We start from the raw sequence: 26,288 nt of genomic DNA, 5'->3' as shown, positions 1-26,288 counted from the left end.
TTATGAATATTTTAGTCGTTGACGATGATAATTTAGTTTGTTCGTCATTAAAAATTATATTAAGTGCTGATCCAGATATTACTGTTGTTGGCTCAGGAAGTAATGGCCAGGATGCAATCTCATTATATAAGACTCATAATCCCGACATTCTATTAATGGATATCCGTATGGAGCAAATGAGTGGATTGGATGCGGGAGAAATCATTCTAAAGAAATATCCTACTGCCAAGATTCTCTATCTAACCACCTTTCTGGATGATGATTACATTATTAAAGCACTTCATATGGGAGCAAAAGGTTATATGCTAAAACAAAACTTTGAATCCATAATTCCTAGCTTGAAAGCCGTACATATGGGTCAGAATGTATATGGAGATGAAATTATAACCAAACTACCTAACTTGATTACTCAGAATACAGCTACTATAAATTATGCCTCCTACCAGATCAGCGATAAAGAATATGACATTATCACGCACGTTGCAAACGGACTTTCTAATAAAGAGATTGCTGAACTTCTTTTTCTAAGTGAGGGTACTATTCGAAATTACATTAGTTTGATACTAGAAAAATTAAACTTAAGAGATAGAACTCAGATTGCTATTTTCTATTATAAAAATAAATAAATTATGTTAATATAGCAAAAGCAAAGAGACATCTCAAACTCAGATGTCTCTTTGCTACTGTGATTCTTCAAGCACTTTATATATTTTACATAAATCGATTTACCTATCCCATTTTGGTAACTGCTCCAAGGTAATCACATAGTCATGCTGATAGATAAACTTTAAATATTCAACTGTATTTTGTTCCATAATATGTATCGTATGCCAAGTCATAAACCATGCCCATTTTGCTCCATCCGTTATCATGTCATCTGGATTTGGCAGTGGTCCATTCTCATGATAACAGATTGGTACTTCTTCACCAACAATATCGACTACTTTTTGATACATAGCTAATTGAGTACCTTCTGAATATGTATCTGCTCCAATAATATCAACATATTCATCTCCTGGATACCATCCACTATGAACATCCCCACAATATCCAAGAACCCAGATTAGATTATCTAAACCATGATAGTTCGTATATCTATCATAAATTAAACGCCATAGCTTGATGAAGCATTCATTCCCACCTTTTCCCCACCAAAACCACGCTCCGTCGAATTCATGTAGTGGTCTCCATAAGACTGGTATATGATCCTTCTGTAATTCCTTCAGTGCCTCTGCTACTTCATCAATCATCGCAATCATACCATTATATAAATCTGTGCCTTCTGTTAATGCCTCTTCTACATCAATTGTTCCTTGACTAGATGGATAACCAATTCCATCTGGAGGTGTTCCCCAGTGCCAGCATATAGTTACGATTCCGCCCTTACTCCACCATTCTCTTGCTCTTTCATTTACTCCCTTAAAATCATTATGGATATAGTCAAGACCTCTTATTGCTGGTAATTTACCCGTATTCTCTAAGATATATTTGTTCTCGTTATCATGATTTCCTTCTCTAGGATCTTCTTGTTGCCCTGATATTATATGATTTCCATAAATAGAACATATATATTCGTAAACTTTTTTTACTTCTTTCGTTGCATTCTTATTTGATAATTGTCTTTTTTTCATACCTTCACCTTCTGTCCTTCGCATTCCTTTACTTTTTCTGATTTAATAATATGAATAATTTGATTTTGACGTTTTTATTGCATTATATCTTAATTCTATCATCTCATATCTATAATTTCATAAATATTGAAATCTCATTTCCCTTTCCTTTTATATGTCTTATTTTTATAAAATATAGCATTCTTATGAATTATTTACTATAATATCCTTTGGTAAAAATTGTACAAACCTATTTTTTAAAAGTTAAATAAATTTTTATCAACTGAAGAAAAAGTGGCCTCAAGTTCGAAACTTGAAACCACTTTTTATCATCTTTATAATTATTTAAATAATTTAACACGGTCATCTAATGATTGATATTCTTTTGCACCTGGATCTGCAACTGGTTTACCAAATGGCATCTGAGCGATCATCTTCCAAGTCTGTGGTATATCCCATTCTTTTCTCACATCTTCTTCAATTAATTCAGTATAATGTTGTAAAGATGCTCCAAAGCCTTCTATTTCAAGTCCAGTCCATACTACATATTGATGCATACCATTCGCTTGCTGTGACCATATTGGAAAATTATCTTTGTATAATGGAAATTGATTCTGTAGTCCTTCAATTACACTATTATCTTCGTAAAATAGTATAGTACCATATCCGTTCTGGAAAGAGTTAATTTTCTCTTCTGTTGCAGCAAATTGATCCTCAGGCACTATCTTTCTTAATGCTTCTTTCGTAATATCCCATAGTTTATCATGTTCTCCTTTTAATAGGATTACTACACGAGTACTTTGAGAGTTAAAAGAAGATGGTGTATGCTTTACCGCATGATCTACTATTTCTTTAATTCTTTCATCTGCTACAACTGGGTCCTTACTAATACCATAAAATGTACGTCTTTCTTCTACTGCACTATAAAAATCTTTGTTATTCATAATTAATTCCTCCATAATATTTTATTATTTATTTTTGTTCTTAATATCTAATTCTTAATATTTCTTATAATGTCTTTTTTTTATTATCTGTTTGATTTTCTAATCTATGGTTTGTCGTTAATATGGTACATCCATATATCCATCCTTACTGAAAAATAAGAATAAGTTTAAACTATATTACTAATTAGTAATATATATTTTAAATATATGGTGTATATTTCTATACACCGGATAATTTCTTCAATATTGATATTAAACTCGTCTTCTCTTCTACGGTTAGAACATCAAATATCTCTTTAATATTCTCTAAATGCTTTGGAAAAATTCCTTGCATCAATTCCTTACCTTTATCTGTGATACTAATTCGATTAATTCTCCTATCCTTCTCATCGATTGTTCTCTTAACAAGGTCTTCTTTAATCAGATTCTCAATAACAACTGTCATATTACCTGCTGTGGATAAAATCTTATCTGTTATCTCACATACCCTGAGTTCACCTTTGTGATAGAGCACTTCAAGTACTGCAAATTGAGAAACCGTTAAGCCTCCTTCTTTAATGGTTCGATATTCTCTCTTATGAACACTCTGGGCACTTCTTGTTAAAACGATTAGAGTCTTAAGATCTAAGTTCTCTTCTGCTGTGTAAGTATTTAATTTATCTTCCATGGCTATAATATATTACTAATTAGTAATATTGTCAATAGTTTTTTATTTAATTTTTATTTAAATATCTACTTGAAATTTTTAGGAGATTGTATTAGAATATTTTAGTAACGTCTAAGTTAAGTTACACGTTATGTGCTTCCCTAGCTCAGTTGGTAGAGCAACGCATTCGTAATGCGTAGGTCGTGGGTTCGAGTCCCATGGGGAGCTCGTTTGGTCAAAGCCTGATTTGGTGAGGGTTTTGGCTTTTTTTTATTTCTTCTACTACTTAAAAAATCAATTATAATTTCATATCTGACACTTGCTTAATCACTACCCTTTAATAAGATACCCCTTTCAAACAAAACATATAAATCCAAACTTTCTGAATTGAAAAAAGCCCATTGGATACACTACCATAATGGGTGATTCTAATGGAAAAATATATCTTAATCTTACTAATAATATGCTACATTATATATTCAAAATATGATAAATATAAAAACTACATGGCAAATAAGCCTATCGGTGATATCGGCGAAAATATTGTTGCTAATAAATTAATGGAATTAGATGATAATTATATCGTTAACCACAATGTGCACTATGGTAAGTCTCAAATAGATCACATCGTTGTGTGCCCAACTAGAAAATCAGTATTTGTTATTGAAACTAAGAACTGGCGCGGAATAATAACTGGCACTTATAATGAAAATAAATGGATTCAAAATAAAAATGGTGATATAAAGTATCTAGACAATCCTATAAAACAAAATCAATATCACTGTAGCCAAGTTAAAAAAGTATATCCAAGTTATAATATTTACAATATCGTTGTTTTTATCAATAATCGCAACGTACCACGATCCAAATATATTATTGATATAAACCATTTGGTAGATTATATCAATAATATTTCAATTAATACAAAATATTATAATGTTCCAATATATAAAATGAACCCCACTACACCAAGGTAATGGGGTTATCTTCTAATCCAACGTATAGGAGTTCTGACATGTATTATATTGTATTTGACTTAGAATTTAATCAAGATTTCTCATCTCCTATTTGTCTTGGAGAGAACGTATCTAAATATCCATTTGAGATTATTCAAATTGGTGCCATCAAATTAGATTCCAATCTTCATACAGTTGATTCCTTTAACCAATATGTAAAGCCAACAATCTATTCACATATCAACTCCCATATCACTGAGTTAACAGGTATCACAACCGAACAACTTGTATCAGAAGAAACATTTCCTTCTGTTTTCAACGAGTATATGAATTTTATTAGCGAGAAAGATTCCTATTTTTGCATCTGGGGGGCGTCTGATGTCAAAGAACTTTATCGAAATGCAAGCTATCATAATCTAGATATGAATCGTATACCAGAAATGTTTATTAACATTCAACCCTATGTGTCTATGTATTTAAAGGTACCAGAAACCAGATTGTTAAAACTTCAAACAGCTACCCAGTTGCTTAACATTCCCCAGACTCACGAATACCATAATGCTCTATATGATGCATATTATACAGCTGAGATATTCAAGAAAATAAATAGTCCTTATATTCAACCAAAGAAATACGATCCTAATTACGTTAGAATTAGACCAAGCCAACCTAGGAAAAAAGTTGATTATGATATGCTTCTACAGCAATTCAGAAAAATGTACGACCGAGAACTAAGTAAAGACGAGCAAGACATGATAACGCTAGCTTATAAGATGGGGAAAACAAATCAATTTTTAAAATAAATAATAAACTATATTTATATAAACTTATATTTATATTATTCTCGATTTTTCATCACAAGCATTTACTTAACTTATATAGAATCTCTCTCTATTACATTCATTGAATACTCATATTTCTTCTCTAAAGTCTTTCCAAGCGAAAGATCACAGATAATATCAACTGCTTTTCTACCAAGCTTTTCATAATCATGAGATACCGTTGTTAGGCTTGGATATACATAATGTGATAATGGTATATTATCAAATCCAGTGATCACAATATCCTCTGGAACACGTATTTGATTCATTTGACATGCTTTCAGAGCTCCAATTGATACAATATCATTAATCCCCATTACAGCTGTAGGACGATCCTCTGCACTTAGTAACTTGGTCATCATATTGACTCCAGCTTCAATTGTGTAATCTCCTTCTATGATATATTCCTCCTTAACATCAAGGTTGTATTTCTCTACAGCTCGATGGAATGCATTTCTCTTAATATCTGTTTGTTTTACACCTTGAATTCCACCGATTAAAGCAATCTTACGGTGTCCCTTCTGTACTAATAATTCAAGAATTCCTAGAAAGCTTTCTTCCTCGCTACTCTGAACAAGATAGCAATTATCATCGGAATAATCACAATTAATCATTACTACAGGTAGTCTCTTCGTATATTTTGCAATAATTTTCTTAAAACTTTCGGATTCTTTACTTGTTGCTATGTGTCTTCCCATGTAAATAATCCCATCCACTTGTCTCTCAACTAAGGTCTGAAAATATATACCATCATTCATTATCTTATCCATCGTATTACATAATACTAAAGTATATCCTAGATCAAGGGCATAGTTTTCTGCTTCTAGAAAGACAGATGAATAATAAGGATTTGTTATATCTGGTAAGATACAACCGATCATTTTCGTCTCATTTTTAAATAAACTTCTTGCCAATGCATTTGGCTGAAAATCATATTTATCAATTACATCTTGTACTTTCTTTCTAGTCAGTTCAGCAACATTTGCATTATTCGTTAATACTCTTGAAACGGTGGCAACCGAAACTCCAGCCTCACTTGCAATATCATATACTGTTATATTTTTCTTCATTCCTGTCCCCCATTGATTACACTTATTTATATGCTTAACGCTTTTTCTATTATAGCACTAGCGTGCATTATGGTAAACTTTTTTTCATTTTTTATAGTACATGCATTCTATTTGATTTCTATGTTATAATAATAGAATATAGTAATATTTTTAGTAATAAGTTAACACAAAACATCACATACAGGAGGAGTTTTATGGAATTTAAATATGAAGAAAATCGAATCTATTTAACAGACAAATCAGGAGAAGTGATTGCAGAAGTTACTTACGTTCCTGTAAAAGATAATATTGTAGATATTAATCATACCTTTGTTGATGATTGTCTACGAGGACAGGGTGTTGCAAGTAAATTATTAGAAGCATTATCTACGAAGCTTCGTGAAGATGGACTCAAAGCATATCCAACTTGTTCCTACGCCGTTCATTGGTTTGAAAAGAATCAAGATTATGCAGATCTATTAGCTGAATAACTCAACTTCGTAGTAAATTAGTTAATTGAATACTTGATAAATTCAGTGGTCAGTTATCTGAATTATTATGGTTTAACTTCATAAAAATATGATATGTAGAATAGACGGTTTTTGCCGTCTATTTTTTTAATAATTAAATTTCTTCTCAACGACCGAGATTAATTTATAAAGGCCTCCAGCTACAATACATAAAATTGTAATGCTCATTATGACCCAATCCATCTTGAAGACTTGACTTCCATAGATAATTAGGTATCCAAGACCTGCCTTTGCAGCTAAGAATTCTCCAATGATAACACCTACTAGCGTTAATCCAATATTAACTTTTGCAATGCTAATCATCGATGGTATATTACTAGGAATCACCACTTTAAATAATACATCTTTTTTCGTTCCTCCAAGTGTCTTTATTAACTTGATCTTATCCTCCTCCGTTGTGATAAAATCTGTATATAAATTAATGATGCTTCCAAATATAGCAACGGATATAGCTGCAACAATGATTGTTTTCGCGTTATTACCTAACCACACAATAAATACTGGAGCTAGTGCTGATTTTGGAAGACTGTTTAACACAACGAGATATGGCTCTAATACTTTAGATATGCTGTCATTCCACCACAATAGGATTGCAATTAGTATACTTAAGATGATGACTAATAGGAAACTTATAAATGTCTCATATAAAGTAACACTGATGTGATAATAAATACTAAAATCTTTACTCATCCCAATAAAACACTTTACAATCCTAGAGGGGCTGCTAAATATAAACGAATCCAGCATTCCAACACGCGTTGCGAATTCCCAAAATGCAAAAAACAACACCAAAATTAGCATTCGGTATCTTGTTATTCTCTTTGATTTCTTTATATATGATTTCACATATTCTCTTTGTTCATTAGACATGGTCTGAAAGGCTATATTACTTATTTTTCTCTTCCTTCTACGTTTGGATAATTTTTTCATTGTGATCTAGCTCCTTCCATATCATATTAAAGTAATCTTTAAATTCTGGAGCGCTTCTTGTCTTAAATGGTGTCTTATCCTCAATATTTAGCTTTACATCAATTATCTTTTTGACAGTCGCTGGACGGTTCGATAGAATAATGATTCGATCAGCCATACTTAATGCTTCTGAAATATCATGTGTAATTAGAAGTGCAGTCTTCTTCTCTTTACGGATGATTGACCAGATATCATCTGATACTTCTAACCTGGTCTGATAATCAAGTGCAGAAAAAGGTTCATCTAATAATAAAATATCTGGTTCCAAGAGCAAAGTTCGAATGAGTGCCGCTCTTTGCCTCATACCACCAGACAGTTCTTTTGGCTTAGCATCTTTAAATGCGAGAAGTCCATATGTTTCTAATAGCTTATTAATCATGATGTAGCTACTTTCATTTAATTTGTGCTGTATCTCCAACCCTAATGTAATATTTTTCAATGTGGAACGCCACTCTAGGAGGTGATCCTTTTGAAGCATATATCCAATGTTTTTACCAGATGTCTTAATATCTTTACCATCAATATAAATATCACCGCTACTTGGTGTGATAAGTCCTGCAATTAAAGATAGCATGGTCGATTTGCCACATCCACTAGGCCCAACGATAGCAGCAAATTGGCCTTCTTCAACAGAGAATGATACCTCCTCTAAAGCTTTTGTTTCACCGGAAAGATTATGATAGGAGTAACTTAGGTTCTCTACTCTTAATAACTCACCCATCTCATTTCCTCCACCTGTTGTTATATACTATTATATGAAGTATTCGAGGTGAAGTGACTGGAGGGGAGAAAAATAGACATATATATAAAATTGATATGTTATTGCTTGATCAAGATTCGTTTGAATTACAAAACAAAAATAGACCTGAGACGTGGCGATGAAACACCTTGTCTAGGTCTTATAATATACTTATTTTTTGATATCGTAAGTATAGCAGTATTTCATCATATATCTGTTGTATACTGTTTCCACCATTTGGACAATTCTAATAATACTGGCAATATGCTTTTGCCCTTCTCAGTCAAGGAGTATTCCACTCTCAATGGCATCTCGTTATATTGTGTCCTTTTTATTAGCTTATCCGCTTCCAACTCCTTTAAGGAATTCGTTAACATTGTATTGGTTATACCATATAATCTTCTTTTCATCTCATTAAATCTCACAGTATCCAACTGAACAATCAAGGTTAATATATTAAGTTTCCATTTTCCACCAACAACATCAAGTGCACGTTTCACCGAGCATTCACCACTGATATCCGATGAACGAATGCTTTCAATAAACTCTTCTAATTCTGTTTGTTCCAAACAATTCTCCACCCTTCTTATATAGGTCTTCATATCATTGTACTAACGCAAGGTATCATAAAAAATACCTACTCATCTTTTTCTGCGTACTTGTCAAAATTACCATATTGTTAAATAATTATATCAGATATAGAAACAAAATCAAATGGAGGAATCATATTATGGAATTAATGAAAGCAATTGTATCTCGTAATTCGATACGTAAATACAAACCAGAACAAATTACCGAAGATGAACTAAATCTCATTCTAAAAGCAGGATGCGCGGCTCCAATTGGAATGGGTAAATACAATTATATGCATATTACGGTAATTCAAAATCCAAGCTTTATAAAAAACTCTCTCAAAAAGTAGCATTATTACGTGGCACACCCAATTTTGACCCTCTATATGGAGCACCAACAATTATTGTTATTTCAGCTAAACAGCATGTAAAATATCCACATGCTGAATTCGCTAATGCTGCCTGTATCATTGAAAATATGCTATTGGCTGCTACTGATCAAAACATTGGAAGTGTATATCTTTGGGGTGTTGCTATGGCATTACAACTATATTCCGAACTTTTTCAGGAATTAGATCTACCAGATGGGTTCATTCCCGTCTCAGGACTTGCTCTAGGATATGCTGATATTACTGAGCTTAAAGTCAAAGAGTTGAAGATGTCTATAACAACTAAAAGAATTATCTAAACATATAATTTCCAAACAAAAATCACTAAATGCTTAAATTTATAAGCAATAATAATTCTACGTTGCACCGCGGGCAATATATTTTATTCCATTACTTAAATACCCTTATATTCACTAACACTTAGATTTAGTATAACAATCTATCCATAATCTAACAATAATGTTTTTCCTACTAATTATAAAAGATCTTTCAGCTTCTCCACTTCTTCTTTCGTTATTGTTACTCCTTTTCCCATCTTTTCATGTCCAGGAGCCCAATCACGTATATCATACTTTGGAGCCGCATCATTCCAGCTGATAAGATTTAGTTCTTTTCTCCAACCCTTTGCATTTTCTGATAATACTCCAATTTCTTTAATGATTTCATATTTTATATCAGCCATATTCCTTCATTCTCCTTTTCCTACTTCTATCGATCTAGGGTTGCCCTTTTCCTTTCGATATAACGCTTATTTCCCTGAGATTTTTCTGTTGTTAATTTTAGAAGCTATGCTCTATCAAAGCATGAAATGGGAAAAAATAGACCTGCGATGGGGCGATGAAACGCGCCAATCTAGGTCTTATTTTTTATTAATCTGCAAAATTTTTCATACTTTTCTATTTCATTTTCTAATGTCGACGAGGATAATTCGAGTTATCGCAACGATGAGACGGGGCGACTCGGGTCATATTATGTCGTTGGGCAAATGCTATTATCCCCCCTTAGCCACGTAGGGGCAATTTCATTTATCCTCTAACGAAGTTCATCTTCATTAAGGTTTTCTTCAATATTTAAATTATCGAAGCATTTATCTTTTTTCATTCTTTCTTCTCTTTTATTCATCTTTTTCTGTTCTTTTTATTGCTTTCAAAAAAATGAAAAGAGCTAGAATGCTTGATTTTCCTGGGATTTTTCTGTTGTTTAATTATAGAAGCTATGCGTGGTCTGGTCTGAAATGGGTAAAAAAATAGACCTAAGACGGGGCGGTTTAATGCCCTATCTAGGTCTGATATTTTAGATGCTTTCGCATGTTTTTCTGTTTCATTTTCTACTGTCTACGAGGATAAACGGGGTTGCCTTTTGGATGAGACGGGGTGCCTCGGGACATAGTAGGATTCAGACCATAAGTTTATTATAGTAGTATAAATACTTTTTTTCAACCTATATGAATTCATAAAAATAACAATTTCAGTTATTACAATAACTAATCCCCTTATTCCATACAACCGCAAAATTAAAGCCAAGATAACAGAACTCTCCATTGACTTGGCTAATTATAAATACATATTCCATTTATTCCAGCAATTTTTTTAAATTACTCCGGATGCGTCTTCATATAATCCTGTGCTTCTAAATCATTTTCAATGGCCATTCTACCTTGCATCAATAGCCAACGCCTTATTTTCCTTATAATACTCTTCACTATTCAACTCATCACATTATAAAGTAAGAATTTTTCTTCCTTTACTTTCTATATCAATCTAGAATGGCATCCTCCTTTTTCCTTTGTTGTAGAATAAATAACATCACCTACATATAAAACTCATTGATTTCTAAATTTTCAAATTTTATTTCTGTCTCCGGTAGTATTTGTCCATAATCCGTTGGCTCTTCGTGCCTAAGTATACCCAATCCTTTCTGAATAATGAATACATTACCAAAGAAATTTGCTGAAGCTGATGACATATCATATATGGGTTCTACATTATACTCAAAGCAATCACAATAATCTGAATAATCAAGCTTCTTGCCTTTTGTAATGAATTCAAAATCAAATATATTAATATCAAAATCTATGCAATAATACTTATTATTTTGTTGGGCCTGCCAGTCTCGTTGTAGATGCGTTCCTTCTTTGAATAATTTGATAATAAGATTTTCTATTGTCATTAAAATCTCTGGATAATTTCTTACCACAGAATATTCATGAACATCCTTGAATGAGCCCATCAAATGTACCTCTATCTCACATTTGTCATGGTAGAGCTTGCTCCTTATTATGTTTATCTCATCACGGTAATCACATGCCATATTCCTATATGATAAGGTTGTTGGCTTACCCATAAAGTCTACAAATTCCTGACATTCTGAGCCATAAAAACAGTCCTCGCATTCTTCATCAGATTCTATGATATGTATTCGCCTATTATTGTAGTAAATATCTCTATTCACAATATCCATACTAATATCATGTTCAAGTAAGAACCTGTTTAAAGGTGTAGGATAGGTAAGAGCCTTATCCAATGTTAGCAATCCATACTTTTTTAATGAATCAAAGTTATCATTAATGGTTGTTATATGCTTACAGTGCAGAGTTACATTTCTAATATCTACTGTATCCAGCTTAATACCAGATTTCCGAATGAATTCCACAGTAGGGTTATCCGCTACACTCGTTTCTATTGCCAACCTCATTATCTCATTTTCACTTAACTTATATAGCTTTGAAAATGTTTTTAATACAGACATGTTATCAAAGAAATTGATATTCACTTCCATATCAGTCTTCACCATAGTGTTTCATATACAAATCTTCAACCATGTTTTTTATATATCTTCCATCGTGTTTTACAAAAGATGGGTCGTAATAAATAGCTCTGTCACCAGTTCCATATTTCTTCCCTAAATCTATATTTTTTCTAAACATATTATTCAATAAATAAACTATAATCTCTGGTTCATATCTATAATTTTCAATATCATCATTAAAGAAATACCCATATAGTTCTAATTTTCTATCTATCTTCGGCATTTTATCTCTCAGTTTACTTATTAACCTTTGGGTCTCTTCTTCATCTAGATGTTTTGCAAAAACCCATGCTTCCTCGCGTTCATTCCCCATGATTTCTATTACTTCGCCATTAATTGTAATTTCCGCTTCTTTTACTTCTTTTATTCCATCCACTTTTCATTATCCTTTCTAATTTCACATCAGTACATACTCAAAACTATTAGCCATTAATTTTTTGTTACCCCTGTTTTAAATTCATGTTTAAGAATCCCTGACTAATGGTTGTATATTATATGCAAACGATATCCACAAGCTCGTTTGAGATACAAGGTATATTACATGCATATTAACTAAACCTGTATTTCGACCGTCAGAATACTTAATAAAGCCCGATGACTTGAACTGATTAATTTAATAAATATAGTATATTTGTATCAGCAACTCCATCTCATCAGGATTCATATAATTTTTCATATAATTTATTGCAAACTATGCTCAATACTCCTTTGACAGTGTTTTATTTTCCATACTAAACTGCTGATAAAAAACCGGTATATGGTATATATTTCTTAATCCTATCAAGTACTGCATATCTTCTTTTTCTGGCTCTGATGTAGTCACGATAATTAACTTGTCTGCATTATTTTTATTGGGATAATGATTATATTCCAACAATTGTCCTAACGCCTGTCTGATTGCCATTTTCACTGATGTTGCTGTTTTAAGTTCAAAATAAATCTTTTTGCCATTGGGGTCTATCGCTTTTATATCTACGAAGTCTTCATCAGTCTTAACATTTATAAATTCATTTTGCTTTAAATAAGTGGTTAATTCATTTGATAATTCATTGTGCTGGAATGTTATAATATACTCAGATGCCTTAGCAGTAGTCGAACCGGTTTTCTTTGACTTTTGAATTTCATCAATAAATAAATCATAACCAGGTAGTTTTTTGACATACTCATCATTAATTTCTTTTGTAGCAAGTTTAATTCCTGACTCAGGATGCATAGATATGAACTTATCAACTACAGGTTTTACTTGTCTGACAAAATCTGATAAAGCATTAAAATAAGGTATATTTTCATCATAATGCCATTGCCATTTATCATCTTTTATCTGAGTGAATTTTCTCCCTACCTCGTCGGCCAATACTACTGTAAGCTCCTTTAAATATATTGCCCTTTCTGAATTATCTCGGCAACTGATTTCAAGATAAGTTCCATTCTTTCTATTTATAACAAAAGCTATATTATATATTCTATCTTTTGAATCAGTTCCATCCCAGAACGTTATTTCTAAATAATTATCATCTCCTATAAAGTACTTTCCCTCTGCTAAACGATTTTTATTATTACGCTTCCTAGGGATAAAGTAGAAGTTCTCATGATTGGCCTGATATTCAAGTAAATAATCCAAACATTCTGTATGTACCATATGTATATCTTCTTTATTCATAATAAACAACCCCACTTTTTTAGTCTATTTTTCTAAAGATTATCATATCGTCCAAGGAAACCGTTCCAACATCGCAGGTTTCCCAACCACGAAGATATGCCTTTAGCCCCAACGCTTTAATCGTTCTATTCATATATTCAACCAAAGCTTTTGTTCTTCTCTTATAACCAAATCTACCAATCAGATTTCGAAGCTTAATTTTACAAAAGTCAGTATTAGGAGTATAACAGAGCCGTAATTTGATTATTTTAAAATAACTTTCAATCACACCCTGCTCATAATCTGACTCACCAACGCTGAATTTACTGCCCATTTCCTGGAATATTAGATTTAATGTATCTAAATCGTCCAAATTACCTTCCATCATAAATAGCTCATGATTGATTTTCTTTTTAAACCCTTGCTTATCGCTACGATAGTAAGAGTAAATTTCTAAGTCCTTATTCTCCCAAAGCGCATTAATAATGTTGTATTCTTGTGTAATTGATAAATTCTCCGTTCTAAAATACACAGCTATATCAAATGGAGTATATAAATATTTCATTACTTATCACCTTTTCGTAAATTACAGGTTCTACATAATAGCTGCAAATTTTCAGGAATTGACAGCCCACCCTTTGCCATCGGAATTTTATGGTCTATTTGAAATAATGCTTTTGTCACCGATTTCTTTCCACATTCTGCGCAACAATAATTTCCTTCCGAATCACATGCATTCATATACACTTCATCTTTAAGTTTTCTTGCATGTTCTGGCACCATTAGCTCTATATCATGAATAGATAGTTCTTCCACCGAACGCTTTAAAGCAATAGAATTACTCTTTGTAACGTATACTTCTGGATTGTACAGTTTATCAATTTCCGTCTCTAATTGCTTTTTAAAGAAATACTTATTTCCAAAGTATATTTGAATTAAACCATTTTTATCATTCCACAAAGAATTGATATAATCTTCCTGCTCTCTTCTTCTCATATCCTTATCCACAATGTCCTTGGCAACATTGCATAAATTTACTCTCTTTCTGTCAATCTTCTCAATTGGAACAAATAACGGTTCTGTCTCCTTTTGAGCATAGAACTTAAGTAAATACTCAACATCTTTCTCATTATATGGTGGTGTCATATCTTTGTAAAAGTAAGTTGCTTCACAAACATTACAAAGTTCATCTAAAAGCTCCGTTTCAATTGTTTCATCTACTATATTATAGTCCTTAAATATATTTCCAAAAGAAGCAATCAATTCTTGGTATGCTTCTTTTGTACTGTCATAAACCAGTATCTGGTGATTCCGTTCCAGGTCATTTTCATCTATAAAAGTAAACACATACATTCCAATAGGAACCCTCTTGATAAAGTCAATACTTTCAATAGCCCTTGTGTCTATCGTATCATCAACTAACTTCGCAAATTCTTCGATTTTCTTTATAGAAATAATACGAATATTGCGTTTTGTATAATCACTCTCTTTATCAGTAAACTCACCTTCTGCAAATAATGTTTCTGGATTCACCCATGCTATTTTATTATTCCAATCATCTACAAAACTTACTATGTATGCTTTAGCAGTTCCGCCAGCCTTTTCGCCTCTTAGTGCTCGTCCTACCATCTGCGTCATTAAAACAGTTGATACCGTAGGGCGTGTTAAGAATACCGTTTGAGTCTTTGGTAAGTCAGTACCTTCTGTCAAGATATTTACATTTATCAATATTTGAATATCACCGTTTCGATATGCTTCTATCTGTCGATTGTTTTCCTCATTTGATATCTCAATACCAATAAACTCAGCTTGTGTTCCCGACACAATTACCCCAGCCTTAATTCCATACTTCTTTCCATATTCCTCAAATAAAGCTTTTAATACAAATGCATGTGTTCTATTGATAGCAAATACCAACGTAGGTCCGTATACATCCGGACTCTCAAAATATTTCTTCACTATTAGGCGGTTCCGATTACCATTATTTGCAATAGACTCAGCAATATCATCAGGAATAATATCCAAGTCCTCAATACTTTTTAACGCTTTTAATCCTACTGCATCCCCCACTTCAATGTAAGTTTCGCAACTTTCATGAATAGGTGTAGATAATATTCCTTTCTTAATAAGCGTTAGTAAATCTACTTTGTATACAATGTCATCTGTAAATATTTGTCCTAGTAATCCCTGTTCATTTTCAGATGTACGAAAAGGTGTTGCAGTTAATCCAAGCAATTTTAAATTAGAAGCTACCTGTTCAACATAATTAATAATTTTCCTATATGATTTTGCTGTAGCATGATGCGCTTCATCGATAATTAAGTAAACTTCCTCATTAGCAATCCATTTACCAAGTAGTTCCAGATTCCGAACAATACTGTCTTTACCGACAATCAAGACATTGTCATCTGGTCTAATATGTATTGGTTTATCATGCATTCCTGAAATAATTCGATACACAAAACTTGTTTCATTTAATAACACATCCGAATAGCTATTTCTTTCAAAAGCATCAGCTGCTTGCTCTAGCAAAAGGTGTCTATGCGCTACCCATAATATCTTTTTCTTCTTATCTATTGCATTTTTTAATAACCAGTATGCAGCTGTCAGAGTTTTTCCACCCCCTGTGGGTAAAACCAGTAATGAACGGAAGGTTTCCTTTTTATCAATTTTATTTAATTCCACCATTGCCTCAACTTGATGTTCATATAAGTTTCTTGGATTTCTTCCTAGAATTACTTTTACTCTTTTAGCATTTTTATTATCTACTTTTAATTGATTCATTATAAACCTCCTTTTTATTACAAACGAGGATGTATCACCCCCAAAAATATATCTGCTTTTATTCCTATAAATAAAATATTTTCAAATAATTATACTCCATTATTATCCATAATTCTATAAATATTCTCAAACTAAAGCTTAGAATGGTTATTATACCTATTCTGTTTTTAGTTTTGTTTTTAGTTTATTAATAAGTATAAAGAACATAAAATACTTGATAACAAAAAGTAAAAATTCAGACCTGAGACAAGGCGATTTAATGCCCTATCTAGGTCTGAATTTGTGATTTTTTCTTATTCTTATTCTGCTATGTCTTCGAGGTTAATTGCGATTAGCTTTTGGATGATATGAGTTGCCCGGTGACAAATTTCCAACTAATAAGCAATAACAATCCCACCATCATTAGCATACAACGAACTAATTCCCGCAGTATCAACAATAACAATATCTTTAAAAGGAATCTGTTTTTGCATCTCTTCTTTAACAAATACAGCTCTTTCATAGTTGTTACAATGCGCGATTCCTAATATTCTCTCTTCTGGATTCTTAACATCTTCCTTGGTAAGCTTCACCATGATTGTCAATGCTTTGTTCATTCCTCTAGCTTGATCTAATTGAATAATAGTTCCTTCATTTGTAGAACCCATAATTGGTTTTATGTTCAATGCACTTGCAATAAATGCTTTGATGTTAGAAAGACGTCCATTTTTTCTTAAGGACTCTAATGTCTCTAATACAAACATTGTATTAAGTTGATCACGATATTTCGTTACTTCTTTTGCAACATCATCAAATGCAAGGCCTGATTCTATTAATTCTTTGATCTTCATCGCGATTAACGTCTGGCCAACCGAAGCAGAGCAAGAATCGATTACTAGAATATTCTTTAACGGATTCTCATCTAGGTAAAGATTTCTAGCAAGAACTGCGCTATTATAAGAACCACTTAGGTTACTTGATAGAGTAATAACGTAGATATCATCTTCACCACCAAATAGATTCATAAAAGCTTCTGGTGCTGGACAAGAAGATTTCGGACAATTTGGGCTTTCTTTCACTTTTGCTAGAAAATCTTTTTGATCAAATGTTGCGTCATCAATAATATTATATTCATCTATCTGAATGGATAAAGGCACTAGATAAAAGTGCTCATCATTTTTTAAACTTTGTGGTAAATCAGTACAGCTATCACCGATTATTTTATAAGACATAACGAACCTCCTAATATTTGCAAACCATCTTATGTAGTTATCATTACTACTAATTATAACATAAACATACTATCTTGTGAAGTCATATTTGCATTTTATAGAAATAAAGTATAGATTTTACACCTATTAATATATTTTCTACTAGTAATATATTATATATTATGCCATGTTTACTTATGATAATTCATACTTTATTTCATCCAATCTCTTATTAACCAATAGTAAAGAGGAGAGAACATCATTCTGTACTCTCCTCCTAATGTATATTTTATTCAGTTAATAAAGACATAATCTGGTTGCTTCTGCTGATGAACTTGGTCATAGCTTCTGCTTCTAATGGTTTATGGCTTAATAATGCTAGATCATATAATTGTTCGCAAATCATAGGAACATTTTCAGAATCTTTATGTTCAAAGATATAATTTACTAATGTATTGTTTGCATTTAATACTAGAGTTTCGCTATTTCCGAACATTCCAGGATCCATGCCATACATATTGTACATCTTCATCATATCTTGCATTCTTCTGCTTTCTTCTGAAAGAGTAATCATAGAAGAAACATTAGCATTCTTTAATTTTTCAACTTTTACTTCTAATTTTTCTTTATTAAGAACTTTTCTAAATAATTCAGTAAGAGTATCTGTCTTAGTCTTTAATGTATCAGCTTCTTCACCTTCTTTTACTTCTTCCTTAAAGGTATCTGTAAAATCTGCATCGATTCTTACAAAATGAGTTTTCTCATCTTGTTGCTCTAACTGAGTGATAAATGGTTGATCAATATTATGAGTAAGGATTAATGCATCAATACCTTCTTCTTTAAATAGATTAATGTATTGACTTTGTTGTTGCATATCTGTTACATAATATACATTATCTTTTGCTTTTTCTTGATTTGCTTCTTTATATTCTGGTATTGAAATATACTTTCCTTCTAAGTTCTTGAAGATGATGAATTCTTTCATTTTTTCACGGAACTTTTCATCTTTTAAGCAACCAAATTTGATAAATGGACTGATATCATCCCAGTATTTTTCGTAATTTTCTTTATCCACTTTATACATTCCAGATAATTTATCTGCAACCTTCTTAGTGATGTAATCAGAGATTTTCTTAACAAATCCATCATTTTGAAGAGCACTTCTTGATACGTTAAGTGGTAGATCTGGACAATCGATAACACCCTTTAATAACATTAAGAATTCTGGAATAACTTCTTTGATGTTATCAGCGATAAATACTTGGTTATTGTATAATTTGATTGTTCCTTCTAATTGATCATATTCAGTATTTAATTTAGGGAAGTATAAGATACCTTTTAAGTTAAATGGATAATCCATATTTAAATGAATCCAGAATAAAGGTTCTTTGTAATCATGGAATACATGACGGTAGAATTCCTTGTATTCTTCTTCTGTACAATCATTTGGATGTTTTGCCCATAATGGATGTGTATTGTTGATTGGCTTTGGTCCTTTATCTTCTGCTACTTCTTCAGTTTCTGTACCATCTTCGCTTGCTTCATCCTCTTCTGATTCAGATGCTTTTCCTGCTTCATCAACATCTACATCAATAATATCTTCTGTCTTAGCTTCCTCTGTTGCTTCTTCAGTCGTTTTTTCTTCTACAGGTGCATTGGCATTTGTAAAGTAGATCTCAACTGGCATGAAAGAACAATATTTTTCAATTACTTCTTTTGCACGGTATTCATTAGAGAATTCATAACTATCTTCATTAAGATATAATGTAATCTCTGTACCACGAGTTGTCTTAGTTCCTGCTGACATCTCAAATTCAGTACCTTGTTCTGATTCCCAATGAACACTTTCTGCGCCATCTTTCCATGAAAGTGTATCAATTGTAACTTTGTCAGCTACCATGAATGCAGAATAGAAACCTAAACCAAAGTGTCCGATGATCTGTTCTTCGTTTGTCTTATCTTTATATTGATCTAAGAATGCAGCTGCACCAGAGAATGCAATCTGATTAATGTATTCTTTTACTTCATCTTCGGTCATACCAATACCGTTATCGATGAATTTAATTGTCTTATCTTCTGGGCTTACAATAACGTCAATACGGAATCTATTATCATCTGGAAGTGATACTTCACCCATCACTTCTAATTTCTTTAATTTGGTTACTGCGTCACTTGCATTCGAGATTAACTCTCTAAAGAAGATATCGTGATCTGAATATAACCACTTCTTAATGATAGGGAAAATATTTTCGGAATTAATTGATAAACTGCCATGTTCTTTGTTCATAAAATATCGCTCCTTTTATTCTTATCTATTATGATTTTCTATTATGGTTTGTAAACAAGAAATCATTTAGCTCTTATACATCTCTGAATTTATAATTCCTTGGTGTATCGTATAGTCTGCAACAGTGTATTATTAGGACTATATGGATCTATACCGAGCACTTGTTTACTGATAAATATTATATTAATACGAAAGGATATACTTGTCAAGAAAAAATTAGCACTCATTTGAAGTGAGTGCTAATAAGTTGATATTTTCGAACATATGTATTGTTATTAACTTCCATATTTGATATACTATTACTAGATATGCTGTTACCATATATACTTATAAGGAACATTCTTACTATACAGCAACGCACTCCGTTCGCTATAATAAGTTTCTGACCCTCTAACCCTATATTTATTTGTAGATGTACATAATTTCAGCGAGGTAAATTACCATGTTAAAAATTGATTTTTATTATTGGAATACTCAATGTCCTATTAATTATGAGATGAAATATCTTCTTGATAGCTTAGATTCCAAATCATATACCGTTAATTGTATTGATGTAACAAACCGTCCAAGCTTAGCCAAAGAAATCAACTTGTATTTTCCATTTATCTTTCTTATCAATGATACCATTCGATGGCATAGTCCTCTATCTATTGAGCAGCTCACACAATTCGAAAAAGGTATCGTTCCTAAAGAGAAACCTTATTTAATAACACAGTCCGCTAATATCTTTGAAGGAACTTTAGTTGAATTGAATAAACAAACAATCCATAATGTGCGACATACATGTACCATGACAGATTGTAAGAAATCTTGTGAGATGAAGGGAGACTTTCTATCAAATAATATTTCTGATTTTGATTCAAACTTTTTTGGATATCTTCATTTTAAAGGAGATGCTTTAGTAGGGGGTGTGGAATATCTACCATCCTTAGCAGTTCCTTATTCCATACCAAAGAGCACTGACATTGCGTTCTTATCTTGCCTCTACCGCTCAAGTTCTGAATATGATTATAAAGCCTATCCACTAAAGGCTCTTGAAGACAAACTTTCCAATCAATATATCAAAATAGTGGCAATCACTGGTGAAACAGGCGTCTTTCCAAATGGAGACCTTAATTGGTTCTTAAACCAAGGATATGCGGATGAAGGAGTCCTATGCATTGAAAAGGATTATGCAATCCTTCATTTGGTAAGTAAGAAATTAAGTAAATCTTGATTTTACTAATATTTTTATATATTTTAAAGCGTGTCACTAATATAAATCATGTGACACGCTTTAATTTTTCATATTAAATAGATGATTCTAATAATATCCTATTCCTCTTCAAACGCAATCTCATAATGCTTCAAAAAGCTTTTCATATTTGCGTCCCATTCATTCTCTAAGCTCTTGTCTAAAGAAAACGTCTTAAGTGAAGTACCCGTGATAAGTCGTAATTCTCCATTTTCAAACTTCATATTTAAGAAAAGCCCATTAATTTCTTCCAATCGAAAATTCAAATTACCTCTTGATAAGATTTTTTCAATATTTTGTTTTGATAACAGAAATACTACTTTAAAAGATAATGGTGTCTTTTTCCCTTTTATGAGGTTCACAGCAACTGACTTAACTTCACTCCATTTGGAATATTCTCTATCCTCTAATAGTTCTAATTCATCCGTAGAATAGAAATTTTTATTTAAATATCCTGATATGTGGAAGTTATTAAACGTTGCGATATCAAGCTCCACTAACAAAAAATTATCAAATGTTTCATGTATCAGCAAACTAGACATAAATGCCTTAACGTCAGCTATTTTTAAAGATATCATCAATTTTCCTCCAGTTATTAAAATGTTTTTTATTTCTTCGTTTATTTTTTATGTGAATTTTTTATACTATTTTTATACTCGTCTTAATTCCAAGTGTATTTATACTATAGCCTACAGTACACTAACTTTATTTATTATATCATGAATTCATCATAGAACAAAGTCATTGGATAATAATTTTATTTTTACCATGAATTACTTGTTTCCTTTCCATTTGTTGTGGTATCATTGTTAGAAAGATGAGTAAAGTTAAATTGGTAACCAGCTAACACATTTAGATTATTAAAAGGTTTTAAAACTATCTTACTAGAAAGGGAATGTCATGAAATTTATAGAAAACGCAAAAGAATTAGTTGATTTTATTAACCGAGCTCCATCTGCATACCACGTGGTATCAGAAGGAATTGCAACACTAAAGGAACAAAATTATAAAGAATTAGACCTAACGAAAGATTGGAACTTAACTCCTGGGGAGCGTTATTATATAACAAGTTACCCTACTGCTCTATTCGCATTTGAAATAGGTAAAGGTTTTAAAAAAGAGGATGATTTTAGAATTGTGTCTGCTCATACCGACCATCCATGCTTAAAGATCAAACCTGTTGCATGCATGGCTCAAGGAAATTATTTAAAGGTAAATACCGAAGTCTACGGTGGACCAATCTTAAATACTTGGCTTGATCGTCCATTATCCATCGCTGGTAAAGTAGCATTAAAGAGCAACAATGTATTCGAGCCAGAGATTCGAATTATCGATTTTAAAAAGCCAGTACTTACGATACCAAACTTAGCGATTCATATGAACCGCGATGTGAATAAAGGTGTAGAATTAAATAAACAAATTGATATGATTCCTATTGCTGCAATGGTATCTGAATCTCTTAATAAAGAAGACTTCTTCTATAAAAAATTAGCAAGCCTTTTAGAAGTTCAGGCAGAGGATATCCTAGACTTCGACCTACAAGTATATGCATATGAAAAAGGTGAATTAATTGGGTTCGAAGAAGACTTTATCTCTGCTCCAAGAATCGATAATATTTCTTCTTGTTTTGGTGCTTTACAAGCACTTAAGAAAAATCATAGAGAATATGGTATTAATGTAATTGCTTTATTTGACAATGAAGAAATAGGAAGTAGAAGTAAACAAGGCGCAGATTCTAATCTCCTAACAATTATATTAGAGAAAATATGCGCAGGCTTAGGCATGTCTCATATTGAATTCTATCAAATGATTATGAAAAGTATGATGTTATCTGCTGATGTTGCTCACGGATTACATCCAAATCATCCTGAGAAAAATGATCCAACTAATATTACAACTCTCAATGAAGGTGTTGTATTAAAAATAAACAGTAACCAAAAATATGCTACTGACTCAAAAGCAATCGGAATTGTTCAGCAATTATGTGATAAACATGAAATTAAATATCAAAAATTTGTAAATAAATCTGATATTGCTGGTGGTGGAACTCTTGGTTCACTGGTTTCCTCCCTTTTACCTATGCTTACTGTTGATTTTGGTGTACCTATGCTCGCTATGCATTCTGCAAGAGAATTAATGGGTAGTAAAGATCAATATTATATGGAAGCATTGATGGGTGCTTTTTTTGCCGAATAACTAGATATGATATATACTTTTTCAGTTTAAGTGCAGTCATAATATAATTTATATTACAAAAGTAATCTTCAACGTTTGAAGATTACTTTTTTGTATTTTATTCCATGTTGTATATTTTTCTTTCTTCTACAGATACTAAGCTTGAAATAAAGAAAAGGTGGTATTGCTATGTTATATGAACATGAAGAAAAAAAATATTACCGATTTCCTAGCAAAAATAGTTTAACTGATTTTGTAGAGAATGGTCCAATCTACTTTCCTTCTCAAACGCTATCAAGCACAGAAGAAAAGAATGATTTACCTGAATCTAGCTTAAAGAGAGGTGATATACAATGAGATCAAGTAGTGACACTTATAAAAATGTAGCAGAAAATTGTAGTCAATATAGTCCTAAAAACGGATGGGATACTTTTAGTAATAGTACCTCCGAATGTTCTTGTACAACATGTAATCATTTCACTAAAAATGCTTTTTGTGATATTGATTTATATGATGAAATCGTAGAAAATCACGATTTATAATTTAACAACAATGAGCTATGTAATGATATAGCCACAGTACAGCATTGTCTTTCTTATAAACTTAAAATAGATTGCGGGTAATATGTAACTTATTATCTGCAATCTATTCTTTAACCCGCTTTTTAGGTTATAAATCAAGTATTCTATTATCTTAATTACTACAAAGCTTAAATTATTGATTAGAGTGTTATAAGCCTTTTCTCAAAGTAAATTGTGTATATTGATGTATGATTATTAATTTTGGCGTAGTCCGGCTGAAAACATTGTTTATATTTAGTCAAGACTCAAAGTGAAAATAGGAACGTGAGTGAGTATTTTCACTTTGAGTCTTGACTAAATATAATGTTTGAAGGAAAGGTAGCCTAAATTCATAATCATACAGCAATATACACTCAGTAAACTAAGGCTATTAACCCTCTAATCAGAATGTTTACTAATTATTTTTTTAGACTGAATCTCTTTACCTATCAATACAACAATTGAGCGAGATTGTACATTGCATTTTCTCTGATTAGTTAATTCACTTAAGGAATCAGATGTATCGATTAATACCGTCCATTCTCGGTTCATTGGAAGTTTTGGCAAGTCAAAATCATGATTTTCCCAATGCATATTGATTGCTAGATAGAAGAAATCATCCTCTTTGGTTCTGTCTATTTTGATGTATTTTCCACATAACAGAACACCTAGTATTCGACTATAATTAGAACAATCCGGGTACCAAGCTTGTGTTCCATGATAAGATAAATCAGGATATCCGCAGGAGATATAATCCATCACTCGAAGCTCATCTTCCATATGTAGAATAGGATGATCCTTTCTAATATCGATAAGAGTTTTCATAAAAGAATAGATTTCTTTATTCGTTTCTGTTAACTTCCAATTAAGCCATGTTATATTATTATCTTGACAATACGCATTGTTATTTCCGCTCTGTGTTTGACCAAATTCATCGCCAGCTAATATTAACGGTGTTCCTTGGCTAAAGAATAACAATACCAAAGCATTCTTAATTTGTTTTATACGTAGTTTAAGTACCTTTTTACTTCTAGTCTTTCCTTCAATACCACAATTCCAACTAAAATTATAGTCGGTACCATCTGTATTATTCTCTAGATTATTTTCATTATGTTTAATATCATAAGATACCAGATCCATTAGTGTAAAGCCATTCGTATTCGTGATGTAATTAATGACCGCATTCTTTTTTGGATTTTGTCGTATGCGATACATATATTTTTCAACTTGTTCTTCATCACCTTTTAATAACTTTCTAGCGTCTACTAGAAAACCATCATTGTATTCAGCAATATTTCTATTGTAAGGAGCTTCCTCATATCCATCCCAGCCATTCGTATTCCAACTTGTTGCAAATAATTTGGTTTCTCCTAGTAATGGATCATTTTTAATATATTCAAGTGGAACAACATCTGAATTAAGCTTAAATCCATCGATATGATATTCAAGAACCCAGTATCTTAGGCAAGCCACAATAAGATCTTGGTTCGTATTTTTAGCAAAGTAAAATTCCATGATTACTTCGATTCCGTTTTGATGCATCGCTTTAATCATGGTCTTTAATTCATGAATGGAATTCTCCTTATCATAAGAATATGACACCTTTGGTGAGAAATAATTTGCTTCATCCGTATAACCCCAATAATTTAATTTCACAAAAGAAGATTCTTTCTCTTTACTATCTTTCTCTTTGTTAGATACGATATAACTTTGATTTTTCTTATACTGATAATTAATATACTTACTCTGATAGTCAAATGGTCTCTTCTTTGATATTTTCTCTTCAAATTCATACATTGGCATAATCTCAATCGTATTTATCCCTAATTCCTTTAGATAAGGAATCTTTTCAATTACTCCAAGAAATGTACCTTTATGATGGACTTTTGAAGATATATGGTTGGTAAACCCTCTAACATGTAAGCGATATATTATCATATCCTTATAATGACGTAAAAGCCTCCTATCTCCTTCCCAATCAAAAGACTCAGAGTAGATGACTCCTCTTACATTTCTCTTAGTAACGGTATCGTCACCCCACTTCTCTCTTCCTGTAACTAAGATAGAACATGGATCAACGATCTCTTTTCCCTTAATTTCATACATATATTCACATTGATTAAGGTCATGATTTTCAACCTTAATAGAATAGATATTACCAAGTTTATGTTCATTTGTTAGTTGAATTGAGAAGAATGGGGTTTTTTCTTCTTTATGATATATATTTAATTTACATTCTTTTTCGAAAAGGGCGATTGAAAAGTTCAAAAATTTATCTACCTTTGTTACACCTAATGGCAATGGTATCCCCTTTTGGGTCTTAATTTTTTTCTCCAATTTCCTAATGCCCTCCTATCTATTTATTTTTAATATCTTATTATAAATT

At 31.9% G+C, this 26,288-nt stretch carries 27 protein-coding genes and 1 tRNA gene; 11 read left to right on the top strand and 17 right to left on the bottom strand.

What is annotated here, in order from left to right; translation table 11 throughout:
• Positions 1-2: 2 nt before the first annotated feature.
• On the top strand, positions 3-626 hold the full coding sequence (locus bsdtb5_RS08060) for a response regulator transcription factor (protein WP_271715516.1): 624 nt from the start codon (positions 3-5) through the stop codon (positions 624-626).
• Positions 627-725: 99 nt separating this feature from the next.
• Here the strand turns inward: bsdtb5_RS08060 and bsdtb5_RS08055 are convergent, their stop codons facing one another.
• From bsdtb5_RS08055 to bsdtb5_RS08045, 3 genes are all read right to left on the bottom strand, one after another.
• Positions 726-1,631, bottom strand: coding sequence for a glycosyl hydrolase (locus tag bsdtb5_RS08055; protein WP_271715515.1), 906 nt, complete (start codon positions 1,629-1,631; stop codon positions 726-728).
• 320 nt (positions 1,632-1,951) lie between these two features.
• On the bottom strand, positions 1,952-2,554 hold the full coding sequence (locus bsdtb5_RS08050; protein ID WP_271715514.1) for a nitroreductase family protein: 603 nt from the start codon (positions 2,552-2,554) through the stop codon (positions 1,952-1,954).
• Positions 2,555-2,774: 220 nt separating this feature from the next.
• Positions 2,775-3,221 (bottom strand): MarR family winged helix-turn-helix transcriptional regulator, encoded by a 447-nt coding sequence (locus tag bsdtb5_RS08045; RefSeq protein WP_271715513.1) that lies wholly within the window; start codon positions 3,219-3,221, stop codon positions 2,775-2,777.
• A 134-nt stretch (positions 3,222-3,355) separates the two neighbouring features.
• Between bsdtb5_RS08045 and bsdtb5_RS08040 the strand changes: the two genes are divergently transcribed.
• From bsdtb5_RS08040 to bsdtb5_RS08030, 3 genes are all read left to right on the top strand, one after another.
• Positions 3,356-3,428: transfer RNA gene (locus bsdtb5_RS08040), tRNA-Thr, on the top strand.
• Positions 3,429-3,631: 203 nt separating this feature from the next.
• Positions 3,632-4,177: a nuclease-related domain-containing protein gene (locus bsdtb5_RS08035; RefSeq protein ID WP_271715512.1), complete on the top strand. Its 546-nt coding sequence runs from the start codon at positions 3,632-3,634 to the stop codon at positions 4,175-4,177.
• Between the two features lie 38 nt (positions 4,178-4,215).
• The gene (locus bsdtb5_RS08030; RefSeq protein WP_271715511.1) at positions 4,216-4,959 is read left to right on the top strand and encodes a 3'-5' exonuclease; all 744 of its coding nucleotides are present in this window, start codon (positions 4,216-4,218) and stop codon (positions 4,957-4,959) included.
• Between the two features lie 71 nt (positions 4,960-5,030).
• Here the strand turns inward: bsdtb5_RS08030 and bsdtb5_RS08025 are convergent, their stop codons facing one another.
• A complete protein-coding gene (locus tag bsdtb5_RS08025; protein WP_271715510.1) occupies positions 5,031-6,047 on the bottom strand; it encodes a LacI family DNA-binding transcriptional regulator in 1,017 nt (338 codons plus the stop codon).
• Positions 6,048-6,241: 194 nt separating this feature from the next.
• On the opposite strand from bsdtb5_RS08025, the gene bsdtb5_RS08020 reads away from it, so the two are divergent.
• Positions 6,242-6,517 (top strand): GNAT family N-acetyltransferase, encoded by a 276-nt coding sequence (locus tag bsdtb5_RS08020; RefSeq protein WP_271715509.1) that lies wholly within the window; start codon positions 6,242-6,244, stop codon positions 6,515-6,517.
• Between the two features lie 126 nt (positions 6,518-6,643).
• Here bsdtb5_RS08020 and bsdtb5_RS08015 read toward each other — a convergent pair whose 3' ends face one another.
• From bsdtb5_RS08015 to bsdtb5_RS08005, 3 genes are all read right to left on the bottom strand, one after another.
• Complete coding sequence (locus bsdtb5_RS08015; RefSeq protein ID WP_408628621.1) at positions 6,644-7,426, bottom strand: ABC transporter permease; 783 nt, start codon at positions 7,424-7,426, stop codon at positions 6,644-6,646.
• Positions 7,427-7,463: 37 nt separating this feature from the next.
• Positions 7,464-8,246, bottom strand: a complete 783-nt coding sequence (locus tag bsdtb5_RS08010; RefSeq protein ID WP_271715507.1) for an ABC transporter ATP-binding protein — start codon at positions 8,244-8,246, stop codon at positions 7,464-7,466.
• A 224-nt stretch (positions 8,247-8,470) separates the two neighbouring features.
• Positions 8,471-8,833: a winged helix-turn-helix transcriptional regulator gene (locus tag bsdtb5_RS08005; RefSeq protein ID WP_271715506.1), complete on the bottom strand. Its 363-nt coding sequence runs from the start codon at positions 8,831-8,833 to the stop codon at positions 8,471-8,473.
• Between the two features lie 161 nt (positions 8,834-8,994).
• Between bsdtb5_RS08005 and bsdtb5_RS08000 the strand changes: the two genes are divergently transcribed.
• Both bsdtb5_RS08000 and bsdtb5_RS07995 read left to right on the top strand, forming a co-directional pair.
• Positions 8,995-9,186 carry a nitroreductase family protein gene (locus tag bsdtb5_RS08000; RefSeq protein WP_271715505.1) on the top strand — a complete coding sequence of 64 codons (192 nt, stop codon included), beginning with the start codon at positions 8,995-8,997 and terminating at the stop codon, positions 9,184-9,186.
• Positions 9,120-9,524, top strand: coding sequence for a nitroreductase family protein (locus bsdtb5_RS07995; protein WP_330612007.1), 405 nt, complete (start codon positions 9,120-9,122; stop codon positions 9,522-9,524). Before bsdtb5_RS08000 ends, bsdtb5_RS07995 begins: the two co-directional genes overlap by 67 nt.
• A 176-nt stretch (positions 9,525-9,700) precedes the next feature.
• On the opposite strand, the gene bsdtb5_RS07990 is transcribed toward bsdtb5_RS07995, so the two are convergent.
• From bsdtb5_RS07990 to htpG, 8 genes are all read right to left on the bottom strand, one after another.
• Entirely contained in the window at positions 9,701-9,907 is a 207-nt protein-coding gene (locus bsdtb5_RS07990; RefSeq protein WP_271715504.1) for a YdbC family protein, read from the bottom strand.
• Between the two features lie 1,127 nt (positions 9,908-11,034).
• Positions 11,035-12,003 carry a hypothetical protein gene (locus bsdtb5_RS07985; protein WP_271715503.1) on the bottom strand — a complete coding sequence of 323 codons (969 nt, stop codon included), beginning with the start codon at positions 12,001-12,003 and terminating at the stop codon, positions 11,035-11,037.
• Between the two features lies 1 nt (position 12,004).
• Positions 12,005-12,409 (bottom strand): hypothetical protein, encoded by a 405-nt coding sequence (locus bsdtb5_RS07980; protein WP_271715502.1) that lies wholly within the window; start codon positions 12,407-12,409, stop codon positions 12,005-12,007.
• Between the two features lie 321 nt (positions 12,410-12,730).
• Positions 12,731-13,693: a hypothetical protein gene (locus tag bsdtb5_RS07975; protein ID WP_271715501.1), complete on the bottom strand. Its 963-nt coding sequence runs from the start codon at positions 13,691-13,693 to the stop codon at positions 12,731-12,733.
• Between the two features lie 19 nt (positions 13,694-13,712).
• Positions 13,713-14,237, bottom strand: a complete 525-nt coding sequence (locus tag bsdtb5_RS07970) for a hypothetical protein (protein WP_271715500.1) — start codon at positions 14,235-14,237, stop codon at positions 13,713-13,715.
• Entirely contained in the window at positions 14,237-16,456 is a 2,220-nt protein-coding gene (locus bsdtb5_RS07965; RefSeq protein ID WP_271715499.1) for a DEAD/DEAH box helicase family protein, read from the bottom strand. Before bsdtb5_RS07965 ends, bsdtb5_RS07970 begins: the two co-directional genes overlap by 1 nt.
• A gap of 374 nt (positions 16,457-16,830) precedes the next feature.
• Complete coding sequence (locus tag bsdtb5_RS07960; protein WP_271715498.1) at positions 16,831-17,667, bottom strand: DegV family protein; 837 nt, start codon at positions 17,665-17,667, stop codon at positions 16,831-16,833.
• 268 nt (positions 17,668-17,935) lie between these two features.
• Positions 17,936-19,933: a molecular chaperone HtpG gene (gene htpG, locus bsdtb5_RS07955; RefSeq protein WP_271715497.1), complete on the bottom strand. Its 1,998-nt coding sequence runs from the start codon at positions 19,931-19,933 to the stop codon at positions 17,936-17,938.
• 442 nt (positions 19,934-20,375) lie between these two features.
• Here htpG and bsdtb5_RS07950 point away from each other — a divergent pair, with 442 nt between their 5' ends.
• Positions 20,376-21,149 (top strand): hypothetical protein, encoded by a 774-nt coding sequence (locus bsdtb5_RS07950; protein WP_271715496.1) that lies wholly within the window; start codon positions 20,376-20,378, stop codon positions 21,147-21,149.
• A 98-nt stretch (positions 21,150-21,247) separates the two neighbouring features.
• On the opposite strand, the gene bsdtb5_RS07945 is transcribed toward bsdtb5_RS07950, so the two are convergent.
• The gene (locus bsdtb5_RS07945) at positions 21,248-21,745 is read right to left on the bottom strand and encodes a DUF5721 family protein (RefSeq protein ID WP_271715495.1); all 498 of its coding nucleotides are present in this window, start codon (positions 21,743-21,745) and stop codon (positions 21,248-21,250) included.
• Between the two features lie 322 nt (positions 21,746-22,067).
• Here bsdtb5_RS07945 and bsdtb5_RS07940 point away from each other — a divergent pair, with 322 nt between their 5' ends.
• From bsdtb5_RS07940 to bsdtb5_RS07930, 3 genes are all read left to right on the top strand, one after another.
• On the top strand, positions 22,068-23,363 hold the full coding sequence (locus bsdtb5_RS07940; RefSeq protein WP_271715494.1) for a M18 family aminopeptidase: 1,296 nt from the start codon (positions 22,068-22,070) through the stop codon (positions 23,361-23,363).
• Between the two features lie 168 nt (positions 23,364-23,531).
• The gene (locus bsdtb5_RS07935; RefSeq protein WP_271715493.1) at positions 23,532-23,699 is read left to right on the top strand and encodes a hypothetical protein; all 168 of its coding nucleotides are present in this window, start codon (positions 23,532-23,534) and stop codon (positions 23,697-23,699) included.
• Complete coding sequence (locus tag bsdtb5_RS07930; protein ID WP_271715492.1) at positions 23,696-23,884, top strand: hypothetical protein; 189 nt, start codon at positions 23,696-23,698, stop codon at positions 23,882-23,884. Before bsdtb5_RS07935 ends, bsdtb5_RS07930 begins: the two co-directional genes overlap by 4 nt.
• A gap of 417 nt (positions 23,885-24,301) precedes the next feature.
• Here the strand turns inward: bsdtb5_RS07930 and bsdtb5_RS07925 are convergent, their stop codons facing one another.
• Entirely contained in the window at positions 24,302-26,239 is a 1,938-nt protein-coding gene (locus tag bsdtb5_RS07925; protein WP_271715491.1) for an alpha-amylase family glycosyl hydrolase, read from the bottom strand.
• Positions 26,240-26,288 lie beyond the last annotated feature (49 nt).

Origin of the sequence: Anaeromicropila herbilytica (assembly GCF_016591975.1) — a bacterium.
Classification (GTDB): Bacteria; Bacillota; Clostridia; order Lachnospirales; family Lachnospiraceae; genus Anaeromicropila; species Anaeromicropila herbilytica.
This window is presented reverse-complemented; position numbering and strand designations above follow the sequence as displayed.

Coding starts and splice junctions, on each gene's coding strand:
- bsdtb5_RS08060 (WP_271715516.1), top strand. CDS start 3: ATGAATATTTTAGTCGTTGACGATGATAATTTAGTTTGTTCGTCATTA.
- bsdtb5_RS07970 (WP_271715500.1), bottom strand. CDS start 14,237: ATGAAATATTTATATACTCCATTTGATATAGCTGTGTATTTTAGAACG.
- bsdtb5_RS08000 (WP_271715505.1), top strand. CDS start 8,995: ATGGAATTAATGAAAGCAATTGTATCTCGTAATTCGATACGTAAATAC.
- bsdtb5_RS07975 (WP_271715501.1), bottom strand. CDS start 13,693: ATGAATAAAGAAGATATACATATGGTACATACAGAATGTTTGGATTAT.
- bsdtb5_RS08010 (WP_271715507.1), bottom strand. CDS start 8,246: ATGGGTGAGTTATTAAGAGTAGAGAACCTAAGTTACTCCTATCATAAT.
- bsdtb5_RS07960 (WP_271715498.1), bottom strand. CDS start 17,667: ATGTCTTATAAAATAATCGGTGATAGCTGTACTGATTTACCACAAAGT.
- bsdtb5_RS08020 (WP_271715509.1), top strand. CDS start 6,242: ATGGAATTTAAATATGAAGAAAATCGAATCTATTTAACAGACAAATCA.
- bsdtb5_RS07950 (WP_271715496.1), top strand. CDS start 20,376: ATGTTAAAAATTGATTTTTATTATTGGAATACTCAATGTCCTATTAAT.
- bsdtb5_RS07935 (WP_271715493.1), top strand. CDS start 23,532: ATGTTATATGAACATGAAGAAAAAAAATATTACCGATTTCCTAGCAAA.
- bsdtb5_RS08015 (WP_408628621.1), bottom strand. CDS start 7,426: ATGTCTAATGAACAAAGAGAATATGTGAAATCATATATAAAGAAATCA.
- bsdtb5_RS08035 (WP_271715512.1), top strand. CDS start 3,632: ATGGAAAAATATATCTTAATCTTACTAATAATATGCTACATTATATAT.
- bsdtb5_RS08045 (WP_271715513.1), bottom strand. CDS start 3,221: ATGGAAGATAAATTAAATACTTACACAGCAGAAGAGAACTTAGATCTT.
- bsdtb5_RS07945 (WP_271715495.1), bottom strand. CDS start 21,745: ATGATATCTTTAAAAATAGCTGACGTTAAGGCATTTATGTCTAGTTTG.
- htpG (WP_271715497.1), bottom strand. CDS start 19,933: ATGAACAAAGAACATGGCAGTTTATCAATTAATTCCGAAAATATTTTC.
- bsdtb5_RS07940 (WP_271715494.1), top strand. CDS start 22,068: ATGAAATTTATAGAAAACGCAAAAGAATTAGTTGATTTTATTAACCGA.
- bsdtb5_RS08030 (WP_271715511.1), top strand. CDS start 4,216: ATGTATTATATTGTATTTGACTTAGAATTTAATCAAGATTTCTCATCT.
- bsdtb5_RS08055 (WP_271715515.1), bottom strand. CDS start 1,631: ATGAAAAAAAGACAATTATCAAATAAGAATGCAACGAAAGAAGTAAAA.
- bsdtb5_RS07985 (WP_271715503.1), bottom strand. CDS start 12,003: ATGGAAGTGAATATCAATTTCTTTGATAACATGTCTGTATTAAAAACA.
- bsdtb5_RS08050 (WP_271715514.1), bottom strand. CDS start 2,554: ATGAATAACAAAGATTTTTATAGTGCAGTAGAAGAAAGACGTACATTT.
- bsdtb5_RS08025 (WP_271715510.1), bottom strand. CDS start 6,047: ATGAAGAAAAATATAACAGTATATGATATTGCAAGTGAGGCTGGAGTT.
- bsdtb5_RS07990 (WP_271715504.1), bottom strand. CDS start 9,907: ATGGCTGATATAAAATATGAAATCATTAAAGAAATTGGAGTATTATCA.
- bsdtb5_RS07930 (WP_271715492.1), top strand. CDS start 23,696: ATGAGATCAAGTAGTGACACTTATAAAAATGTAGCAGAAAATTGTAGT.
- bsdtb5_RS07965 (WP_271715499.1), bottom strand. CDS start 16,456: ATGAATCAATTAAAAGTAGATAATAAAAATGCTAAAAGAGTAAAAGTA.